The organism is Pseudomonas sp. FP2254 (assembly GCF_030687695.1).
GTDB classification, from domain to species: domain Bacteria; phylum Pseudomonadota; class Gammaproteobacteria; order Pseudomonadales; family Pseudomonadaceae; genus Aquipseudomonas; species Aquipseudomonas quebecensis.
This window is the reverse complement of sequence record NZ_CP117444.1, coordinates 905,997-921,895: the sequence shown is the minus strand read 5'-3', so window position 1 is coordinate 921,895 and position 15,899 is coordinate 905,997. Positions and strand designations below refer to the sequence as shown.

Annotated in this window: 11 protein-coding genes; 7 read left to right on the top strand and 4 right to left on the bottom strand. The window is 58.7% G+C overall.

Going from position 1 to position 15,899, the window contains the following annotated elements; genetic code table 11:
- Nucleotides 1–155: 155 nt before the first annotated feature.
- The 7 genes from PSH94_RS04030 to PSH94_RS04000 all read left to right on the top strand — a co-directional run bounded on the left by PSH94_RS04030 (nt 156) and on the right by PSH94_RS04000 (nt 8,899).
- Entirely contained in the window at nt 156–1,700 is a 1,545-nt protein-coding gene (locus PSH94_RS04030; RefSeq protein ID WP_370694760.1) for an ABC transporter substrate-binding protein, read from the top strand.
- A gap of 170 nt (nt 1,701–1,870) precedes the next feature.
- Nucleotides 1,871–3,265 (top strand): OprD family outer membrane porin, encoded by a 1,395-nt coding sequence (locus PSH94_RS04025; RefSeq protein WP_181080591.1) that lies wholly within the window; start codon nt 1,871–1,873, stop codon nt 3,263–3,265.
- A gap of 79 nt (nt 3,266–3,344) precedes the next feature.
- Nucleotides 3,345–4,940: an ABC transporter substrate-binding protein gene (locus PSH94_RS04020; protein ID WP_181080590.1), complete on the top strand. Its 1,596-nt coding sequence runs from the start codon at nt 3,345–3,347 to the stop codon at nt 4,938–4,940.
- 76 nt (nt 4,941–5,016) lie between these two features.
- Nucleotides 5,017–6,027, top strand: coding sequence for an ABC transporter permease subunit (locus PSH94_RS04015; protein WP_305436558.1), 1,011 nt, complete (start codon nt 5,017–5,019; stop codon nt 6,025–6,027).
- A gap of 10 nt (nt 6,028–6,037) precedes the next feature.
- Nucleotides 6,038–6,949, top strand: coding sequence for an ABC transporter permease subunit (locus PSH94_RS04010; RefSeq protein WP_003188486.1), 912 nt, complete (start codon nt 6,038–6,040; stop codon nt 6,947–6,949).
- A 10-nt stretch (nt 6,950–6,959) separates the two neighbouring features.
- Complete coding sequence (locus PSH94_RS04005; RefSeq protein ID WP_181080589.1) at nt 6,960–7,928, top strand: ABC transporter ATP-binding protein; 969 nt, start codon at nt 6,960–6,962, stop codon at nt 7,926–7,928.
- Nucleotides 7,928–8,899 carry a peptide ABC transporter ATP-binding protein gene (locus PSH94_RS04000; RefSeq protein WP_305436557.1) on the top strand — a complete coding sequence of 324 codons (972 nt, stop codon included), beginning with the start codon at nt 7,928–7,930 and terminating at the stop codon, nt 8,897–8,899. The genes PSH94_RS04005 and PSH94_RS04000 overlap by 1 nt, the downstream gene beginning before the upstream one ends.
- 538 nt (nt 8,900–9,437) lie before the next feature.
- Here the strand turns inward: PSH94_RS04000 and PSH94_RS03995 are convergent.
- The 4 genes from PSH94_RS03995 to PSH94_RS03980 are packed head-to-tail and all read right to left on the bottom strand — an operon-like array spanning nt 9,438 to nt 15,850.
- The gene (locus tag PSH94_RS03995; protein ID WP_278407315.1) at nt 9,438–11,678 is read right to left on the bottom strand and encodes a PhpK family radical SAM P-methyltransferase; all 2,241 of its coding nucleotides are present in this window, start codon (nt 11,676–11,678) and stop codon (nt 9,438–9,440) included.
- A 60-nt stretch (nt 11,679–11,738) separates the two neighbouring features.
- Entirely contained in the window at nt 11,739–12,788 is a 1,050-nt protein-coding gene (gene sbnB, locus PSH94_RS03990; protein ID WP_278407313.1) for a 2,3-diaminopropionate biosynthesis protein SbnB, read from the bottom strand.
- A gap of 56 nt (nt 12,789–12,844) precedes the next feature.
- The gene (locus PSH94_RS03985; RefSeq protein ID WP_278407311.1) at nt 12,845–14,083 is read right to left on the bottom strand and encodes a condensation domain-containing protein; all 1,239 of its coding nucleotides are present in this window, start codon (nt 14,081–14,083) and stop codon (nt 12,845–12,847) included.
- Nucleotides 14,084–14,086: 3 nt separating this feature from the next.
- Entirely contained in the window at nt 14,087–15,850 is a 1,764-nt protein-coding gene (locus PSH94_RS03980; protein ID WP_305436554.1) for a non-ribosomal peptide synthetase, read from the bottom strand.
- Nucleotides 15,851–15,899: the final 49 nt, after the last annotated feature.

Below are 15,899 nucleotides of genomic sequence, written 5' to 3'. Positions count from 1 at the left end.
GTCACTTGCTGTGCGTGGGATCAGTGATGTTTCCCTGCCCGAAAGGCAGGGCGATTGCTCGCTGATGACAACTACAAACAAGGATCGGGATCGTCATGCGCCATACCACCGTTCTATCCGCAATTTTTGGCACCAGCCTGCTGGCCGTGGCCACGATGGGCCAAGCCGCCGACAGAAAGAGCCTGGTGTTCTGCTCCGAAGGCAGCCCGGCAGGGTTCGACACCGCGCAATACACCACCGCCACCGATAACGACGCGGCCGAGCCGCTGTATAACCGCCTGGTCGAGTTTGAAAAAGGCGAGACCAACGTGGTGCCCGGCCTGGCGACCAAATGGGATATTTCCGACGACGGCCTGACCTACACCTTCCACCTGCGTGAAGGGGTGAAGTTCCACAGCAACAAGGAATTCAAGCCGACGCGCGACTTCAATGCCGACGACGTGCTGTTCACCTTCAACCGCATGCTTGACCCTGAACATCCCTTCCGCAAGGCCTACCCCACTGAGTTTCCGTACTTCAACGGGATGAGCCTGAACAAGAACATCGCCAAGGTCGAGAAAACCGACCCGTACACCGTGGTGATGACCCTGAACACGGTGGACGCCGCGTTCGTGCAAAACATCGCCATGAGCTTCGCCGCAATCCTGTCGGCCGAATACGCCGAGCAACTGCTCAAAGAAGGCAAGCCCAGCGACATCAACCAGAAGCCGATCGGTACCGGGCCGTTTGTATTCCAGCGCTACCAGAAAGACTCGCAGATCCGTTACGTGGCCAACAAACAGTACTGGGACCCGAGCCGCGTGAAGCTCGACCAACTGATTTTCGCCATCAACACCGACGCATCGGTGCGTGTACAAAAGCTCAAGGCCGGCGAATGCCAGGTGACCCTGCATCCGCGTCCCGCCGACGTCGATGCGCTCAAGGCCGACCCGAACCTGCAATTGCTGACCAAACCCGGCTTTAACCTGGGCTACATCGCTTATAACGTGCGCCACAAGCCTTTCGACCAGCTTGAAGTGCGCCAGGCGCTGGACATGGCGGTGAACAAGCCGAGCATTCTGAACGCCGTGTACCAGGGCGCCGGGCAATTGGCGGTCAATGCCATGCCGCCGACCCAGTGGTCCTACGACGACACTATCAAAGACGCCGCCTACAACCCGGAAAAAGCCAAGGAACTGCTCAAGGCCGCCGGCGTGAAGGAAGGCACCGAGATCACCCTGTGGGCGATGCCGGTGCAGCGTCCGTACAACCCCAACGCCAAGCTGATGGCCGAGATGCTGCAAAGCGACTGGGCCAAGATCGGCCTCAAGGTCAAGATCGTCAGCTACGAGTGGGGTGAATACATCAAGCGCACCAAGAACGGTGAGCACGATGTCAGCCTGATCGGCTGGACCGGCGACAACGGTGACCCGGACAACTGGCTGGGCACTCTGTACAGCTGCGACGCCATCGGCGGGAACAACTACTCGATGTGGTGTGACCCGGCGTACGACAAGCTGATCAAGCAAGCCAAGGTCGTAACCGACCGTGAACAAAGGACTGTTCTATACAAACAGGCGCAGCAACTGCTCAAGCAGCAGGTGCCGATCACGCCAGTCGCCCACTCGACGGTCAACCAGCCGTTAAGCGTCAAAGTCGAAGGGTTCAAAGTCAGCCCCTTCGGCCGCAACGTGTTCTCGGGCGTCAGTATTACCCCATAAGAAAATAACCGGATTGCGCAGGGCGAATGCCGCCCTGCTGCAAACGTGCAGCCTTTGATTGGGATTTTTCCTACGGCAAACGTTTGCAATGGCTTGAACGAGTTACACACCAATAGCCGGTTCACCTAAAAAGACCGGCATAAAAAAAGAGAACCAAAGGAGCTTCACCCATGAAACTGAGCAGCAAAGCGCTTCTGGCCCTGGCCATCAGCAGCATCACGGCCACCGCCTACGCAGAACCGGCCAGCCAGGACTTCGTTCCGACGACATTGGCAGGTACCAGTGCGCAAAGCGAAGCCAAGGGTTTTATCGAAGATTTCACTCTGGGCGGCACCACGCGTAACTGGTACTCCCACGAAAGCAAATACCGTGGCGGCACCTTTTCCTACCAGAAGCACGGCGAAACCCGCACCGACCGTAACCGTACCAACTGGGTGCAGGGCACTATCCTTAACGCCAGCTCGGGGTTCACCCAGGGCACTGTCGGTGTCAAGACTGAAGTAGCGGTTTACAACGCGCTGGTCCTGGACCGCAGCAAGCGTGACATCAAAGGCGGCTCCAACCGCACCCTGGCCGACTCCAACGGCGACGCCGTCGACCAATGGAGCAAACTGGGCCTGGCCAACGTGCAGTTCCGCGTATCCAACACCACGTTGACCGCCGGTCGCCAGAATTTCAGCAGCGGCATCGTCGACACCATCGGCAACCGTGCACTGCCGTCAAGCTTTGAAGGTGTGAGCTTCAACAGCGAAGAATTCAGCAACCTGTCGTTCCAGGGCGGCGTGTTTGACCGCGTTTCGCCACGTACCGAGCAGAGCCTGTCGAAATTCCGCAGCGAATACGGCAATGGCGTTGAGACCGACAAAGTCTCCACTCTGGGCGTGAACTATCAGCCGCTGAAAAGCCTGAAAACCAGCTTCTTTGCCGCCAACGTGAAGGACTTCTGGAACCAGTACTACTTCGGCGCTACCCACGAACTGGGCGACGCTCAACAACTGGGGCTGACCACCGGTTTCAACTACTACAAGACGGTCGATGAAGGCAAAAAAGAGATGGGGGAAATCGACAACGATACCTTCTCCCTGTCCCTGGGACTGACTCACCAGGCACACAGCCTGACCTTCGCTTACCAGCAAGTGAACGGTAACGAGTACTTCGACTACCTGCACGAAACCAACGGCATCTACCTGGCCAACTCCCTGACCTCGGACTTCAACGGCCCGAACGAGAAGTCCTTCCAGATCGCCTACGCCATCAACATGGCCGAATACGGTGTGCCAGGCTTGAAGTTCAACGCCTACTCGGCCCGCGGCTGGGACATCGACGGCACCCACTACACCGGCAACAATGGCCGGGCCAAGTTCGCCTACGACGGCATCCAGTCTCAAGACGGCGAGAAGCATCAGGAATACGGTGTAGGCGCCTCTTACGCCCTGCAAAGCGGTCCGCTCAAAGCCACGACCGTGCGCGCGACGTATGTTGAGCACCGTGGCAGCGAGTTCCAGTCCGACGGCAGCATCAAAGAATTCCGTCTGGTCACCACCATCCCATTCAACATTCTTTAATCAGCACCAGGTAGACGGCAGGCTCAGGACGAGCCTGCCGTCCACGTTGTCTGGTCCCATCGATTGCAGAGGGCTCTTAATGAAAATGCTCCCGCTACAAGCTGCCGTTGCCGCCGCGCTGTTAAGCGTGGCCATCGGTGTATCGGCCAAACCCCTGGTGGTCTGCACCGAAGCCAGCCCGGAGGGTTTTGACCCGGTCCTGTACACCACCGCCGTCACCGCTGACGCTGCGGCCGAAACCATGTTCAACCGTCTGGTGGACTTCAAGCCCGGTACTACCGAAGTGGTGCCTGCACTGGCCAAATCCTGGGAAATCAGTGACGACGGCCTGACCTACACCTTCCACTTGCGCGACGACATCAAGTTCCATACCACCGACTACTTCAAACCCACGCGCAACCTGAATGCCGACGACGTACTGTGGAGCTTCCATCGCCAGATGGACCCGAAACACCCTTGGCATAACAAGTCCGCCACCGGGTTCCCCTATTTTGAAAGCATGGGCTTCAAGGAACTGCTCAAAAGCGTCGAGAAGACGGACGACCACACTGTGGTCTTCACGCTGACTCGTCCTGAAGCGCCGTTCCTGGCCGATGTCGCAATGCCCTTTACCGCTATCCACTCCGCCGAATACGCCGACAAACTGCTGGCCGCCGGCAAGACCGATGAGCTGAACAGCAAGCCGATCGGCACCGGCCCGTTCATCTTCAACCGCTACGCCAAGGACGCCCAGGTGCGCTTCAAGGCGAACCCGGAATACTTCCGTGGAAAACCACCGGCCGATCCGCTGATCCTGGCGATCACTACCGACAACAACGTGCGCCTGCAAAAACTCAAGGCCAATGAGTGTCAGATCGCGCTGTATCCCAAGCCCGATGACGTGCCGAGCGTGAAGGCCGACCCGAACCTGAAAGTGGCGGAACTGGCGGCGATGACCACCGCGTACACCGCCCTGAACACCACCCACAAGTACATGAGCGACGCGCGGGTGCGCCACGCGATCAACATCGCGTTCGACAAGAAAGGCTACAACGAATCCCTGTATGGCAAAGGCAACGCCATCGACGCCACCGGCCCGTATCCACCAACCCTGCTGGGCTTCAACAATAAGTTGAAGAACCCTGAGCGCGACCTGGACAAGGCCCGCGCCCTGCTCAAGGAAGCCGGCGTGCCGGAAGGCACCGAGTTCACCTTGTTCACCCGTAACGGCGGCGGCCCGACCAACCCCAACCCGATGCTCGGCGCCCAGCGCATGCAGGCGGACCTGGCGCAGATCGGCCTGAAAGTGAACATTAAAGTCATGGAATGGGGCGAGATGCTCAAGCGCGCCAAGGCCGGCGAGCACGATATGGTGTCCGCGGGCTGGGCCGGCGATAACGGTGACCCGGATAACTTCCTCACGCCAAACCTGAGTTGCGATGCAGCGAAAAACGGCGAAAACTACGCCCGCTGGTGTAACAAAGAGTTTCAGGCTTTGATCGACAAGGCCCGCGCTGACGCTGAACCCACTGAGCGCGCCGCACTCTATGAACAAGCCCTGGATGTTTTCGAGAAAGACCAGCCGTGGATTCCCATGGCCTATCCGAAAATGTTTACCGCCATGCGTAAAAACGTCGAAGGCTTTACCCAAAGCCCTCTGACCACTAATAACTTCGCCACCACCCAGGTGAAGTAAATAAGAAAAACGCTCGGCACCGTCGACATGGGCGGTGCCGAACCTGCCTAACCGGCTGATTGAGGTACACAACAAGATGTTTAGTTTTATTGCCCGCCGACTGGGGTTATTGATCCCCACGTTCTTCGGCATCACGTTGCTGACGTTTGCGTTGATACGCATGATTCCCGGCGACCCCGTAGAAGTCATGATGGGCGAACGCCGCGTCGACCCCGAGATGCACGCACAGGCAATGGAACGCCTTGGTCTTAACAAGCCGTTGTATGCGCAATACCTGGACTATGTCGGCAAGCTCGCCCAGGGCGACCTTGGCGAATCCCTGCGCACCCGTACCAGCGTGTGGACCGAGTTCACCGCCCTCTTCCCCGCGACCCTGGAACTGTCCATGGCCGCCCTGTTGTTCGCCGGTATCCTGGGCCTGTTGGCCGGGGTGATCGCGGCACTCAAGCGAGGATCCCTGTTCGACCATGGGGTGATGGGCATCTCCCTGGCGGGGTATTCGATGCCGATCTTCTGGTGGGGCCTGATCCTGATCATGTTCTTCTCGGTGAGCCTGGGCTGGACCCCGGTTTCCGGGCGCATCGACCTGCTCTACGACATCGAGCCGCGCACCGGCTTCATGCTGATCGACACCCTGCTGGCCGACGAGCCGGACGCGTTCTTCGACGCCCTGCACCACCTGATCCTGCCGGCCATCGTGCTCGGCACCATTCCGCTGGCGGTGATCGCGCGGATGACCCGTTCGTCGATGCTCGAAGTGCTGCGCGAAGACTACATCCGCACCGCCAAGGCCAAGGGCCTGTCGCCGACGCGCGTGGTGTTCGTACACGGCCTGCGCAACGCGCTGATCCCGGTATTGACCGTGGTCGGCCTGCAAGTCGGCACCCTGCTGGCCGGCGCGGTCCTGACCGAAACCATCTTCTCGTGGCCCGGCATCGGCAAATGGCTGATCGAAGCCATTGGCGCGCGGGACTACCCGGTGGTGCAGAACGGCATCCTGCTGATCGCCGGCCTGGTGATCCTGGTGAACTTCGTGGTGGATATCCTCTACGGCTTCGCCAACCCACGCATCCGTCACCAGCGCTGAGATCATGACCATGACCACACCTACTCAAGTGTCAGCAGTCGATCAAAGCCTGCTGTACCCGTCCCCGTACAAAGAATTCTGGCAGGCCTTTTCCAAGAACAAAGGCGCGGTGGCCGGCCTGCTGTTCATGTTGCTGATTGTGTTCTGCGCGATCTTCGCCCCGTGGGTTGCGCCGCATAACCCCAGCGAGCAATACCGCGACTTCCTGCTCACCCCGCCGGCGTGGCTGGAAGGCGGGCAGATGCAGTTTCTGCTGGGCACCGACGAACTGGGCCGTGACCTGCTCTCGCGTCTGATCCAGGGTTCGCGCCTGTCGTTGCTGATCGGTTTGTCGTCGGTGGTGATGTCGCTGATCCCGGGCATCCTCCTGGGTCTGTTTGCCGGGTTCTTCCCGCGCCTGCTGGGCCCGACCATCATGCGCCTGATGGACATCATGCTGGCGCTGCCGTCGCTGCTGCTGGCGGTTGCCATTGTCGCCATCCTCGGCCCTGGCCTGATCAACACCGTGATCGCTATCGCCATCGTGTCGCTGCCGTCCTACGTGCGTCTGACCCGCGCCGCGGTGATGGGCGAACTGAACCGTGACTACGTGACCGCCGCGCGCCTGGCCGGTGCCGGCCTGCCGCGCCTGATGTTCATCACCGTGCTGCCCAACTGCATGGCGCCGCTGATCGTACAGGCCACCCTGAGTTTCTCCTCGGCGATCCTCGATGCCGCGGCCCTGGGCTTCCTCGGCCTTGGCGTACAACCGCCGACCCCGGAGTGGGGCACCATGCTGGCTTCGGCCCGTGACTACATCGAACGCGCCTGGTGGGTGGTGAGCCTGCCTGGTTTGACCATTTTGCTCAGCGTGCTGGCAATCAACTTGATGGGCGACGGCCTGCGCGATGCGCTGGACCCGAAACTCAAGAACGCCGCCTGAGGAGATTCCCATGTCACTGTTAGAAATCAAGAATCTCAACGTACGCTTCGGCGACGCAACCGCCGTGCCGGTGGTCGACGGCCTCGACCTGTCCGTGGACAAGGGCGAAGTACTGGCCATCGTGGGCGAGTCGGGTTCGGGGAAATCCGTGACCATGATGGCGCTGATGGGCCTGATCGAGCACCCCGGTATCGTCACCGCCGATGCGCTGACCTTCGACGGCAAGGACATGCTCAAGCTGAGCAACCGTCAACGCCGCCAGATCGTCGGCAAAGACCTGGCGATGGTGTTCCAGGACCCGATGACCGCGCTCAACCCCAGCTACACCGTGGGTTTCCAGATCGAAGAAGTGCTGCGCCTGCACCTGAAAATGTCCGGCAAACAGGCACGCAAACGCGCCATCGAGCTGCTGGAAAAAGTCGAAATCCCAGGCGCCGCCAGCCGTATGGATGCCTACCCGCACCAGTTGTCCGGCGGTATGAGCCAGCGCGTGGCGATTGCCATGGCGATTGCCGGCGAGCCGAAACTGCTGATCGCCGACGAACCGACCACGGCGCTGGACGTCACCATTCAAGCGCAGATCATGGACCTGCTGCTGGCCCTGCAAAAAGAGCAGAACATGGGCCTGGTACTGATCACCCATGACCTGGCAGTGGTGGCCGAAACCGCCCAGCGCGTATGCGTGATGTATGCCGGCCAGGCCGTGGAAGTCGGCCAGGTGCCGCAATTGTTCGATATTCCCGCGCACCCTTACAGCGAAGCGCTGCTCAAGGCGATCCCCGAGCACAGCCTGGGCGCCACGCGCCTGGCAACATTGCCCGGCATCGTGCCTGGCCGCTACGACCGTCCGCAGGGTTGCCTGCTGTCGCCGCGCTGCCCATACGTGCAGGAAACCTGCCGCGCCCAGCGCCCGGGCCTCGATCCAAAAACCAACAGCCTCGCGCGTTGCTTCTACCCCTTGAACCAGGAGGTGGCGTAATGGCCGTCGTTCTTACTGCCCGCGACCTGACCCGTCACTACGAAGTGTCCCGTGGCCTGTTCAAGGGCCACGCCACCGTGCGGGCCCTCAATGGTGTGTCGTTCGAACTGGAAGCCGGCAAGACCCTCGCCGTGGTCGGCGAGTCGGGTTGCGGCAAGTCCACCCTCGCCCGCGCACTCACGCTGATTGAAGAGCCGTCGTCGGGCTCGCTGAAAATCGCCGGCCAGGAAGTCGCCGGTGCCGACAAGGCCCAGCGCAAGCAATTGCGCAAAGACGTGCAGATGGTGTTCCAGAGCCCTTACGCCTCGCTGAACCCTCGACAAAAAGTCGGCGATCAACTGGCCGAGCCATTGCTGATCAACACCAACCTGTCCGCCGCCGAACGCCGCGAGAAAGTGCAGGCGATGATGAAGCAAGTGGGCCTGCGCCCCGAGCATTATCAGCGCTACCCGCACATGTTCTCCGGTGGCCAGCGCCAGCGGATTGCATTGGCTCGGGCAATGATGCTGCAGCCCAAAGTGCTGGTGGCGGATGAACCGACCTCAGCGCTCGACGTGTCGATCCAGGCCCAGGTGCTCAACCTGTTCATGGATCTGCAGCAGGAATTCAACACCGCCTACGTGTTCATCTCCCACAACCTGGCGGTGGTGCAGCACGTCGCCGATGACGTGATGGTGATGTACCTCGGTCGCCCGGTGGAAGTCGGCCCCAAGGAAGACATCTACGCACGTCCCCTGCACCCCTACACCCAGGCGCTGCTGTCGGCCACCCCGACCATTCACCCGGACCCGAACAAGCCGAAGATCAAGATCGTCGGCGAACTGCCCAACCCGCTGAACCCGCCGCCTGGCTGCGCGTTCCACAAACGCTGCCCCTATGCGACGGCGCGGTGCAGCACCGAAGAGCCGCAGCTGCGGGCATTGGATAATCGGCAGGTGGCTTGCCATTACGCGGAGCAGTTCGTGGCGTGACATCGCAACAAAAATGCCCTGGGTGATCAAGCCCAGGGCATTGCATGAGTTCTACCGCCCCACCCGTCGGATTGCGCATCAGTCCGGCAGGTGGGGCTTTTTTTATGTGTAGCTATCGCCGTGATCATCACCACTGTCATCCTCCGGCGGAGCCTGTTGATCGTCGTCAGATAGGGGAACGCTAGACAGGCAGCTTGGTTATCGCCAGTTCATAACCTTATGCAGATCAAATTGTAGGAGGGAGCGATACAGGCTCACTCGTGCCAGGAATCCACGCTAAAAGGCGGGAACGTTCTCATACCCAAGGAGCAAGACGGTGGACAAGGAACTTCCAAGGGATTTCAAACACTTCGTCGAGACACTGATGCAGCCATTGCCGGCCATCCACTGTTCACCAGCTTCATTGAGGAGCATTTGCAACTGCGCATCGCCGAGCAACTACTGACAGCTGCCCGCGCCCGCGAGGAACGCAAGAAAGCAGCGCTGCAAGGCTGAGGATATCAGGGAAGAGTGCCAGGGTTGTCCTTGCTGACCTGACCTATTGCACTCTGACAAACACGGCCTGCTCGGCTAACGCGCTCTGCGCATTTGCGGCGTGAAGCTCGGGTGCCCACCGGACAAAATTACTCAGCACCTGAACCTGTCCGTTACTCGGCAGCAGCAGATGCATGTAAAGCCCGCTGTCGAATGAGGGGGAGGCAACATCGTCGGCGAACACGCGCAGAACTGGCAGACGCAAAACAATGCCGAAAGCAATCAACCGTGACTGGCGCGACAACAGATAGTTGTCATGACTATCGAGCACTGGCGCCTGGGCAAGTAATGTCGCGACACGATCGTACAAAGCCGCCTCGCTGCTGCCGCCCACGTCGTCGACCGCCATCAGCCTGGCACTGCCTTCGACGACGTAGTGCAGCAAAAATCGCTCGCCCTGCAGGACACTGCAAGCGTGTTTCAAAAAGGCCACGATCCAGGCGACGTTATGATCGTGGCCAATGACACTGCTCTCGGGTCGGTTCAACACTGTCTTCGTATGCTCGCCGGTGTGCACCGGCAAGGCCCCGAGATTCTGCGGGTCCAGCCACGCTGCCCAAGCCTGCAAGCGGGCCTCGGCTGCCTTGAAGTGCGCCGCCGACTCCATCGATAACCCGGGCTGCGAAACTGCAGGGCTCTGGGCCGGCAGGTAGGCACTGAACTTGAAACGGTCAATAATCGAGCAGGGCAACTCAGCGTCGTCACCGCGCAACAGTTGATGTTTGACGGCAGCATTGAATCCGTCCAGATACCCGAGGATATTGCCCTGCGCCATTCCCTGGCGATGCAGGTAAAACAGGCTCCACTGCTCAAAGCCGAATTGCGGCAGCCATGTTGAGTGTTGAGCGGTGAGAAAAAAACGCTCGGTGATGGAGGCGGCTAGTTCGCTGTTCATCGTCTCATGTGACCAGTCGAAACCCGACCCGGTGATGCCGTATTTTTCCCGGTCATTCCAGATGGGCGTCAGCGGGTCGCAGTACCAGACCTGTGCACGGAAGGTGTCCGGCCGAAAGGTTTCGATGAAGTCCAGGCTCTCTTGCACCGTGTCGAAGGTTTCCCCTGGAAAGCCGATGATGAACGAGGCGTGAGTCGCAATACCCACCGAGCGGAATGCGCTGATGGCCTGCTCATAGTTCTTGCGGCGTGACGTTTTGCGCATCAGCGCAAGCATCTTGTCGGAAGCCGACTCGATACCCAGAAAAACCCCTTCACACCCTGCGCGCGCCATCAGCGCGATTGTTTCCGAATCACCCTGATCAGAGCGGTAGAAGGAGTTCCACTTAAAGTTGTACTGGTTGTCGATCATCATCTGCATGATTTCCCGGAATCGCTGCTTGGGCACATTGAATGTGTCATCCAGGAATGTCAGCGTATCAACCGTGCCAATCGCCTTCACCGCGTCCAGTTCGCGCTCTACATCGCTGGTGGACAGGTATCGGTACTTGCCAGCTCGCTGGGGAAACCCGCAGAACGCGCAGGCGTACGGACAGGATTTGGCCGTACGCGTGGACAGAAAACGTCCAATGCCGCGCGGTTCGAATAACCTGTAATTGACGAAGTTATCCTTCAGCTCGTTGTATTCAGGCTGATCTGCACCGAACACCCACGTATCACCGTCGAACGCTGCCGTGCGGCTAAACCCTACAACCGAACGGTTCTGGTTAAGCGCCTCCAACACCTGTCGAAGCGTGTCTTCGCCTTCATTGCTGTTGATATAGATATCGCCGCCAAGAACACTCAGATAATCACCGAGCATCTCGCGATCATGCGCCTTGAACAAACCACTAATATAAGGCCCTCCGATGATGATCTGCACCTGAGGGGCACAGGAGCGCACAAAGTCCACAATTTCCTGCACTGGATGAGGCATCACATAGAGGGTCGTGGTGATGACCACGGTGTTGATCGTGCCGGACGCCAGTTTTTCCTCCAAGACTTCCTTCTCGTTCTGAAACAGATTGACGTAGTCAAACGCGAGGCCGTGCTTTTCGAGGTAGGTACCCAGCACCATCACCACTGGCCATAGAAAGTCGGCATTGTTCAGGTTCAGGTTTGTCAGTCCCTGCCGCTCACGTGTCTTGTTCAGCACGCCCAATGCATGAAACCGCGAGCCTTCGTAGGTGACAAACGCCAGGCGTAAATCACGTCTCGCTGCTGCTTCAGGTGCTAGTTGATCGAGCATCTGACAATACTCGTCAAACGAGAAATCATTGAAGCCGATGATCATGCATTTTTTGTTTTGCATCGGGTCACTCTTCCCTGGAATCGAACGTGAGAAGGCTCGCGCCTATGCGCCTTGAGTGGTTCAGCCGTGAGACGTGGCCCAACGTCGCGTATCGGGAATGAAGTCCGCGATGTTGGTGTAGGTACCGGCCTCCAGGCACTTGTCGACGAACAGTTGACCGACCACAAGGTCCAGAACCCCCAACCCGAACGGTGAAAAAATCAGCGGACGTGAGCGGTCAATCAGGCTCGGGATGTTCAAGATGTGCGCAAGCGTGCCATGCACGAACGAGCGGTCGCCGTATTTCTGTTCCGCCAGATGGGGCGAGGTATTGGCCTTCATGCAATGTTCCACATCATCGAACACGTTGAACGCCTGCCAGATGATGTCCGGGCTGATATCGCGCAGCGAGATATTCAGAATGATCTGGCCGGGGGCGAAGACATCATCTCCCGACACGTAAGGCGTACCGGCGTTGGTGGCGAAAACAACGATGTCGGCAGCGCTGATCGCAACCCTCCAGTCTTCGACGATAAGCGCTTGTTGGCCTGCCCCCGCGTCAACGTGGTGGCGAAGCTCAGTGGCCGAGGCTGAATCCAGATCACATACGGTGATCTGATCGAACTTCCAGCCATCGACCACGAAAAAATCAAAGATCGCGCGGGAGATAACCCCTGCGCCGACGAATGTGATTTTCAGTGCTTTCTGCCGATCTGCCGCCAGCGCCCTCGCGGCGATCACTGCGGAAGCCGCCGTTCTGGCCGAACTGATTTGCGAGGCTTCCAGGCAAGCCACCGGGTAACCCGTTTCGTAATCGTTGAGTAGCAGGACAGCCGATGCGCGCTGCAGATTGCGCTCGATGTTCTTCGGGTAACTGGCAATCCACTTGATGCCCGAAATGGGTGTGTCATTGGCAATCGCAGCAGGCAGGGCAATGATCCGATCCGATTGGCGCTCCTCGAACCTCAGAAAATAGCTGTCGGGGTTGTTTGTCAGGCCAGCGTCGTGCTGCAGGTAAGTCGCTTCGACCAGACGCAGAATATCTTGGCGCAACGAAGGCATCAGGTTGGCGATCTGCGAACCGGAAACGACGGTCAGTGCGTGAGATGACAGGGGCTGAGAATCTTTCATGGGAGGTCTCATTGATGGCTTCGTGGTCTAAAGCCGCTATGTCACGAGCGCTTACTTCAAGCCTCTAGGAGACAGAGTTGATCTAACGCTTCGTTCAGCAGGTATTTTAGTTTCAGCATGTTTTCAAGCGAAATTCGGTCGGCTTGGTACTGCAGTTTGATAAAGCAATGGTCAGCCGGGACAGGCACCCACATAAACAACGGCCAGGGCTGGTAGTCGGGCAACTGGACCTGAGAGACAGCGACGCCTTCCAGATCCCAACCGTCAAACGGGCTCTCCGCGCCGATATGAATGGGCAGGCTCTGGCTGATGTCGGATTCGGCCATGATTTCGCCGATCGAAAGACCGACGCTGTCGAAGGTCTCGTAGAGAGAGTCAGCGACATTGAGAATGTGAGCCTGCAGTGAACGTTTCGAATCGACGCGTATTCGTAATGGAATGCGCGCAGACAGGTAGGCGACAGCGGTTTGCGTGCCTTCCGTCCAGCGTGGCGTCACATTGGTCTGAATCAACAGATCGTCGCAGGTGCAAAAATCTGCGAGCGCAATGGAGGCCGCTGCGGTGTAAACCACAAAGGGTGTGACATCCAGCGCATGACAAAGTCGGTTGATGGCCCCATGGACCTCTGCACCGAGGGTCATTACATCAAAGGTCGATTTGCCTTGCGCGCTCTCACCGGCCAGCACGTTCGGAATCTGAGGAATCTTCGCGTCCTTGAGATACTCACGCCAGAACTGCGCCTGGCGCTGATACTCATCATGTGCCAAAGGAATTGCCAGCGTTTCATGATCGAAGTTCAATGGCTCTAGCAACGGTTGCGGCGCACCGGATATCGCTCCGTTGTAGGCAGTTGCCAGATCGTCGAGGATTACTTGCAGCGACCATGAGTCGACTACGATGTGGTGAATGATCAGCACAAACAGATGGCGATCCTGTCCAGCCTTTTTCAGGTAGGCCCTGAACGGTATGTCCAACTTCAGATCAAGCGGACGCCGGCACAAGTCCTCGACACAGTCCTCCAGTCGGGACAGTTCGAACGGCTCGCAGTCGACGCTCAATACATCGCGCACTGGTGCTCCGGGGAACCGTCGCGCTCCCTCGGGTGTTTCATGGAAGTGTGATCGCAACTGCTCGTGACGATTAACGACCGCATCCACCGCGTGGCTGAACGGCGCAATGTGTAATGGCCCGTCCAGCACAAACCCGATGCTTACGCGGGCTGTTTCGGCAAGATCGTAAGCGCTTGACGCGCTCCAGTAATAACGTTGATAAGGGTTCAATCCTTTACCCGTCATTGGCTACTCCTTGATCAGACTGGCCATTTTCGCCAGGGTCGGAGCGCCAAACACGCACTTAAGATTGATCTGAATGCCATGGCGCTTCATAAGAGCGACGAGACGCATCGCCAGAAGAGAGTTGCCACCTAGGGCAAAGAAATTCGCTTCACGGTTATCGATCGGACGACCAAGAATCTGCGCCCAAATCAACGCTAGAGTTTCCTCCTGAGGGCTCATTGCCTCGGCAGCTCCACCTTCATGGGTAACCTCGTCCAACTGCGCGATCAACGCGGCCCGATCGACTTTTCCCGCCTGATTTCGCGGGAGCTCATCCAGAACGCGGATGCGCGCAGGCGTGAAGTAAATCGGCAACTCGGCGTTGATTCTGGCCCTCAGCTCTGCTTCCAGTTGCGCCCCCTCAACCTTGGCCGACGGGGTTACAAAAAGCACAATTCTCACACCCAATGTGTCAGCCTCGACGCAACAGGCATGGCAGCTTCGAATGCGCCGCGTAGCCATGGCGCAGGCCTCGATCTCCGCAAGCTCGACTCGGTTTCCGTTGATCTTGACCAGATCGTCCTTGCGGCCCTCGAACAAGATGTCTGCGTTCACATCGCGCCTAGCGAAATCGCCAGTGCGAAAGCTCAGGCTGTCATCACCGTCTAGGCCACGGACAAACCGTGCGTCGCTCAAGTCCGGATTACCCAGATAGCCCAAGGCAACACTCACCCCACTGATGTAGATCTCACCGAGTTCGCCATCTGGTATCTCCTCCAGCGCCTCGTCGAGCAGGCGCACAGTGACGCCAGAAATGGCCTGGCCAATATTCGCGGGGGAGGTATCGAAGTTGCATAGTTTGACCGTTGTCGCGACAGTTGCTTCGGAAGGACCGTAGGCGTTGACCAGACGGATTCGGCCCGCCCAGTTTTCAATCACTTGTTTGCTGCACCTCTCGCCGGCCACAATCAATGTACTCAGGCTGATCGGCAGCTCGGCCGGTAGCAGTGACACCAGTGATGGCGGCAACGTGGCGACGTCGAGCCGGCGATTGCACAGCAGGTCTTGGAGGCAGTCGAAATCCAGCAGCTCATGGTCGCTCACCGCAACCAGGCAGCCGCCGACAACCAGTGTCATGACGATCTCAGCGATGATGGCGTCGAAACACACAGGAGAAAACATCAGCACCCGACTGCCCTGCGTGATGCCATACGACAGTGCATGACGCGCAAGGTTAGGGATGCCCCGATGTGAAACCAGTACCCCTTTCGGTTGCCCGGTAGAGCCCGAAGTGAAGATGACGTACGCCAGGTCTTGTGGGCTAATCTGCGGTTGCTCGAAGCGCAGGGAGTGCGCGGCATCACGCACCTGACCGAGGCTCACGACCTTTTCGGAGGCCAGAGCGCGGTTGTTGCCGACCCTATAACCGTCAGACACCAGAACCAGCTTCGCAGTGGCTGCGTCCAACTGGGCAGCCAAGCGCGCAGAAGCGGCGTCCAGATCAATAAGGAGGAAGGCTGCGCCACTCTTCATGACGCCCAGCAGGGCCACCAGCAAATCCTTGCCGCGCGGGCAACCAATGGCAACTATCGCGCCGGAACCAATCGAATGGTGTGTCAGATAGGCCGCAATCCGCTGACTGTCTGCATCCACTTCGGCATAGGTATATGAAACACCGCTATCTTCCATGGCGGGTGCATCCTTGAGATCGTGGCTGATGCGGGCCCATTGATCGAGAAAGATCTGTGTTTGCGCGATACCACTCGGGGGAAATTGTAGATGTGACAAGCTAGATTCCTTCCGCTCTGAAATAACATCAACCGAAGCACCGCCGATC

Excerpts from the sequence above, each read along its gene's own strand:
- PSH94_RS04025 (WP_181080591.1), top strand. The coding sequence starts at position 1,871 with ATGAAACTGAGCAGCAAAGCGCTTCTGGCCCTGGCCATCAGCAGCATC.
- PSH94_RS03995 (WP_278407315.1), bottom strand. The coding sequence starts at position 11,678 with ATGCAAAACAAAAAATGCATGATCATCGGCTTCAATGATTTCTCGTTT.
- PSH94_RS04000 (WP_305436557.1), top strand. The coding sequence starts at position 7,928 with ATGGCCGTCGTTCTTACTGCCCGCGACCTGACCCGTCACTACGAAGTG.
- PSH94_RS04010 (WP_003188486.1), top strand. The coding sequence starts at position 6,038 with ATGACCACACCTACTCAAGTGTCAGCAGTCGATCAAAGCCTGCTGTAC.
- sbnB (WP_278407313.1), bottom strand. The coding sequence starts at position 12,788 with ATGAAAGATTCTCAGCCCCTGTCATCTCACGCACTGACCGTCGTTTCC.
- PSH94_RS03985 (WP_278407311.1), bottom strand. The coding sequence starts at position 14,083 with ATGACGGGTAAAGGATTGAACCCTTATCAACGTTATTACTGGAGCGCG.
- PSH94_RS04020 (WP_181080590.1), top strand. The coding sequence starts at position 3,345 with ATGAAAATGCTCCCGCTACAAGCTGCCGTTGCCGCCGCGCTGTTAAGC.
- PSH94_RS04005 (WP_181080589.1), top strand. The coding sequence starts at position 6,960 with ATGTCACTGTTAGAAATCAAGAATCTCAACGTACGCTTCGGCGACGCA.
- PSH94_RS04015 (WP_305436558.1), top strand. The coding sequence starts at position 5,017 with ATGTTTAGTTTTATTGCCCGCCGACTGGGGTTATTGATCCCCACGTTC.
- PSH94_RS04030 (WP_370694760.1), top strand. The coding sequence starts at position 156 with ATGGGCCAAGCCGCCGACAGAAAGAGCCTGGTGTTCTGCTCCGAAGGC.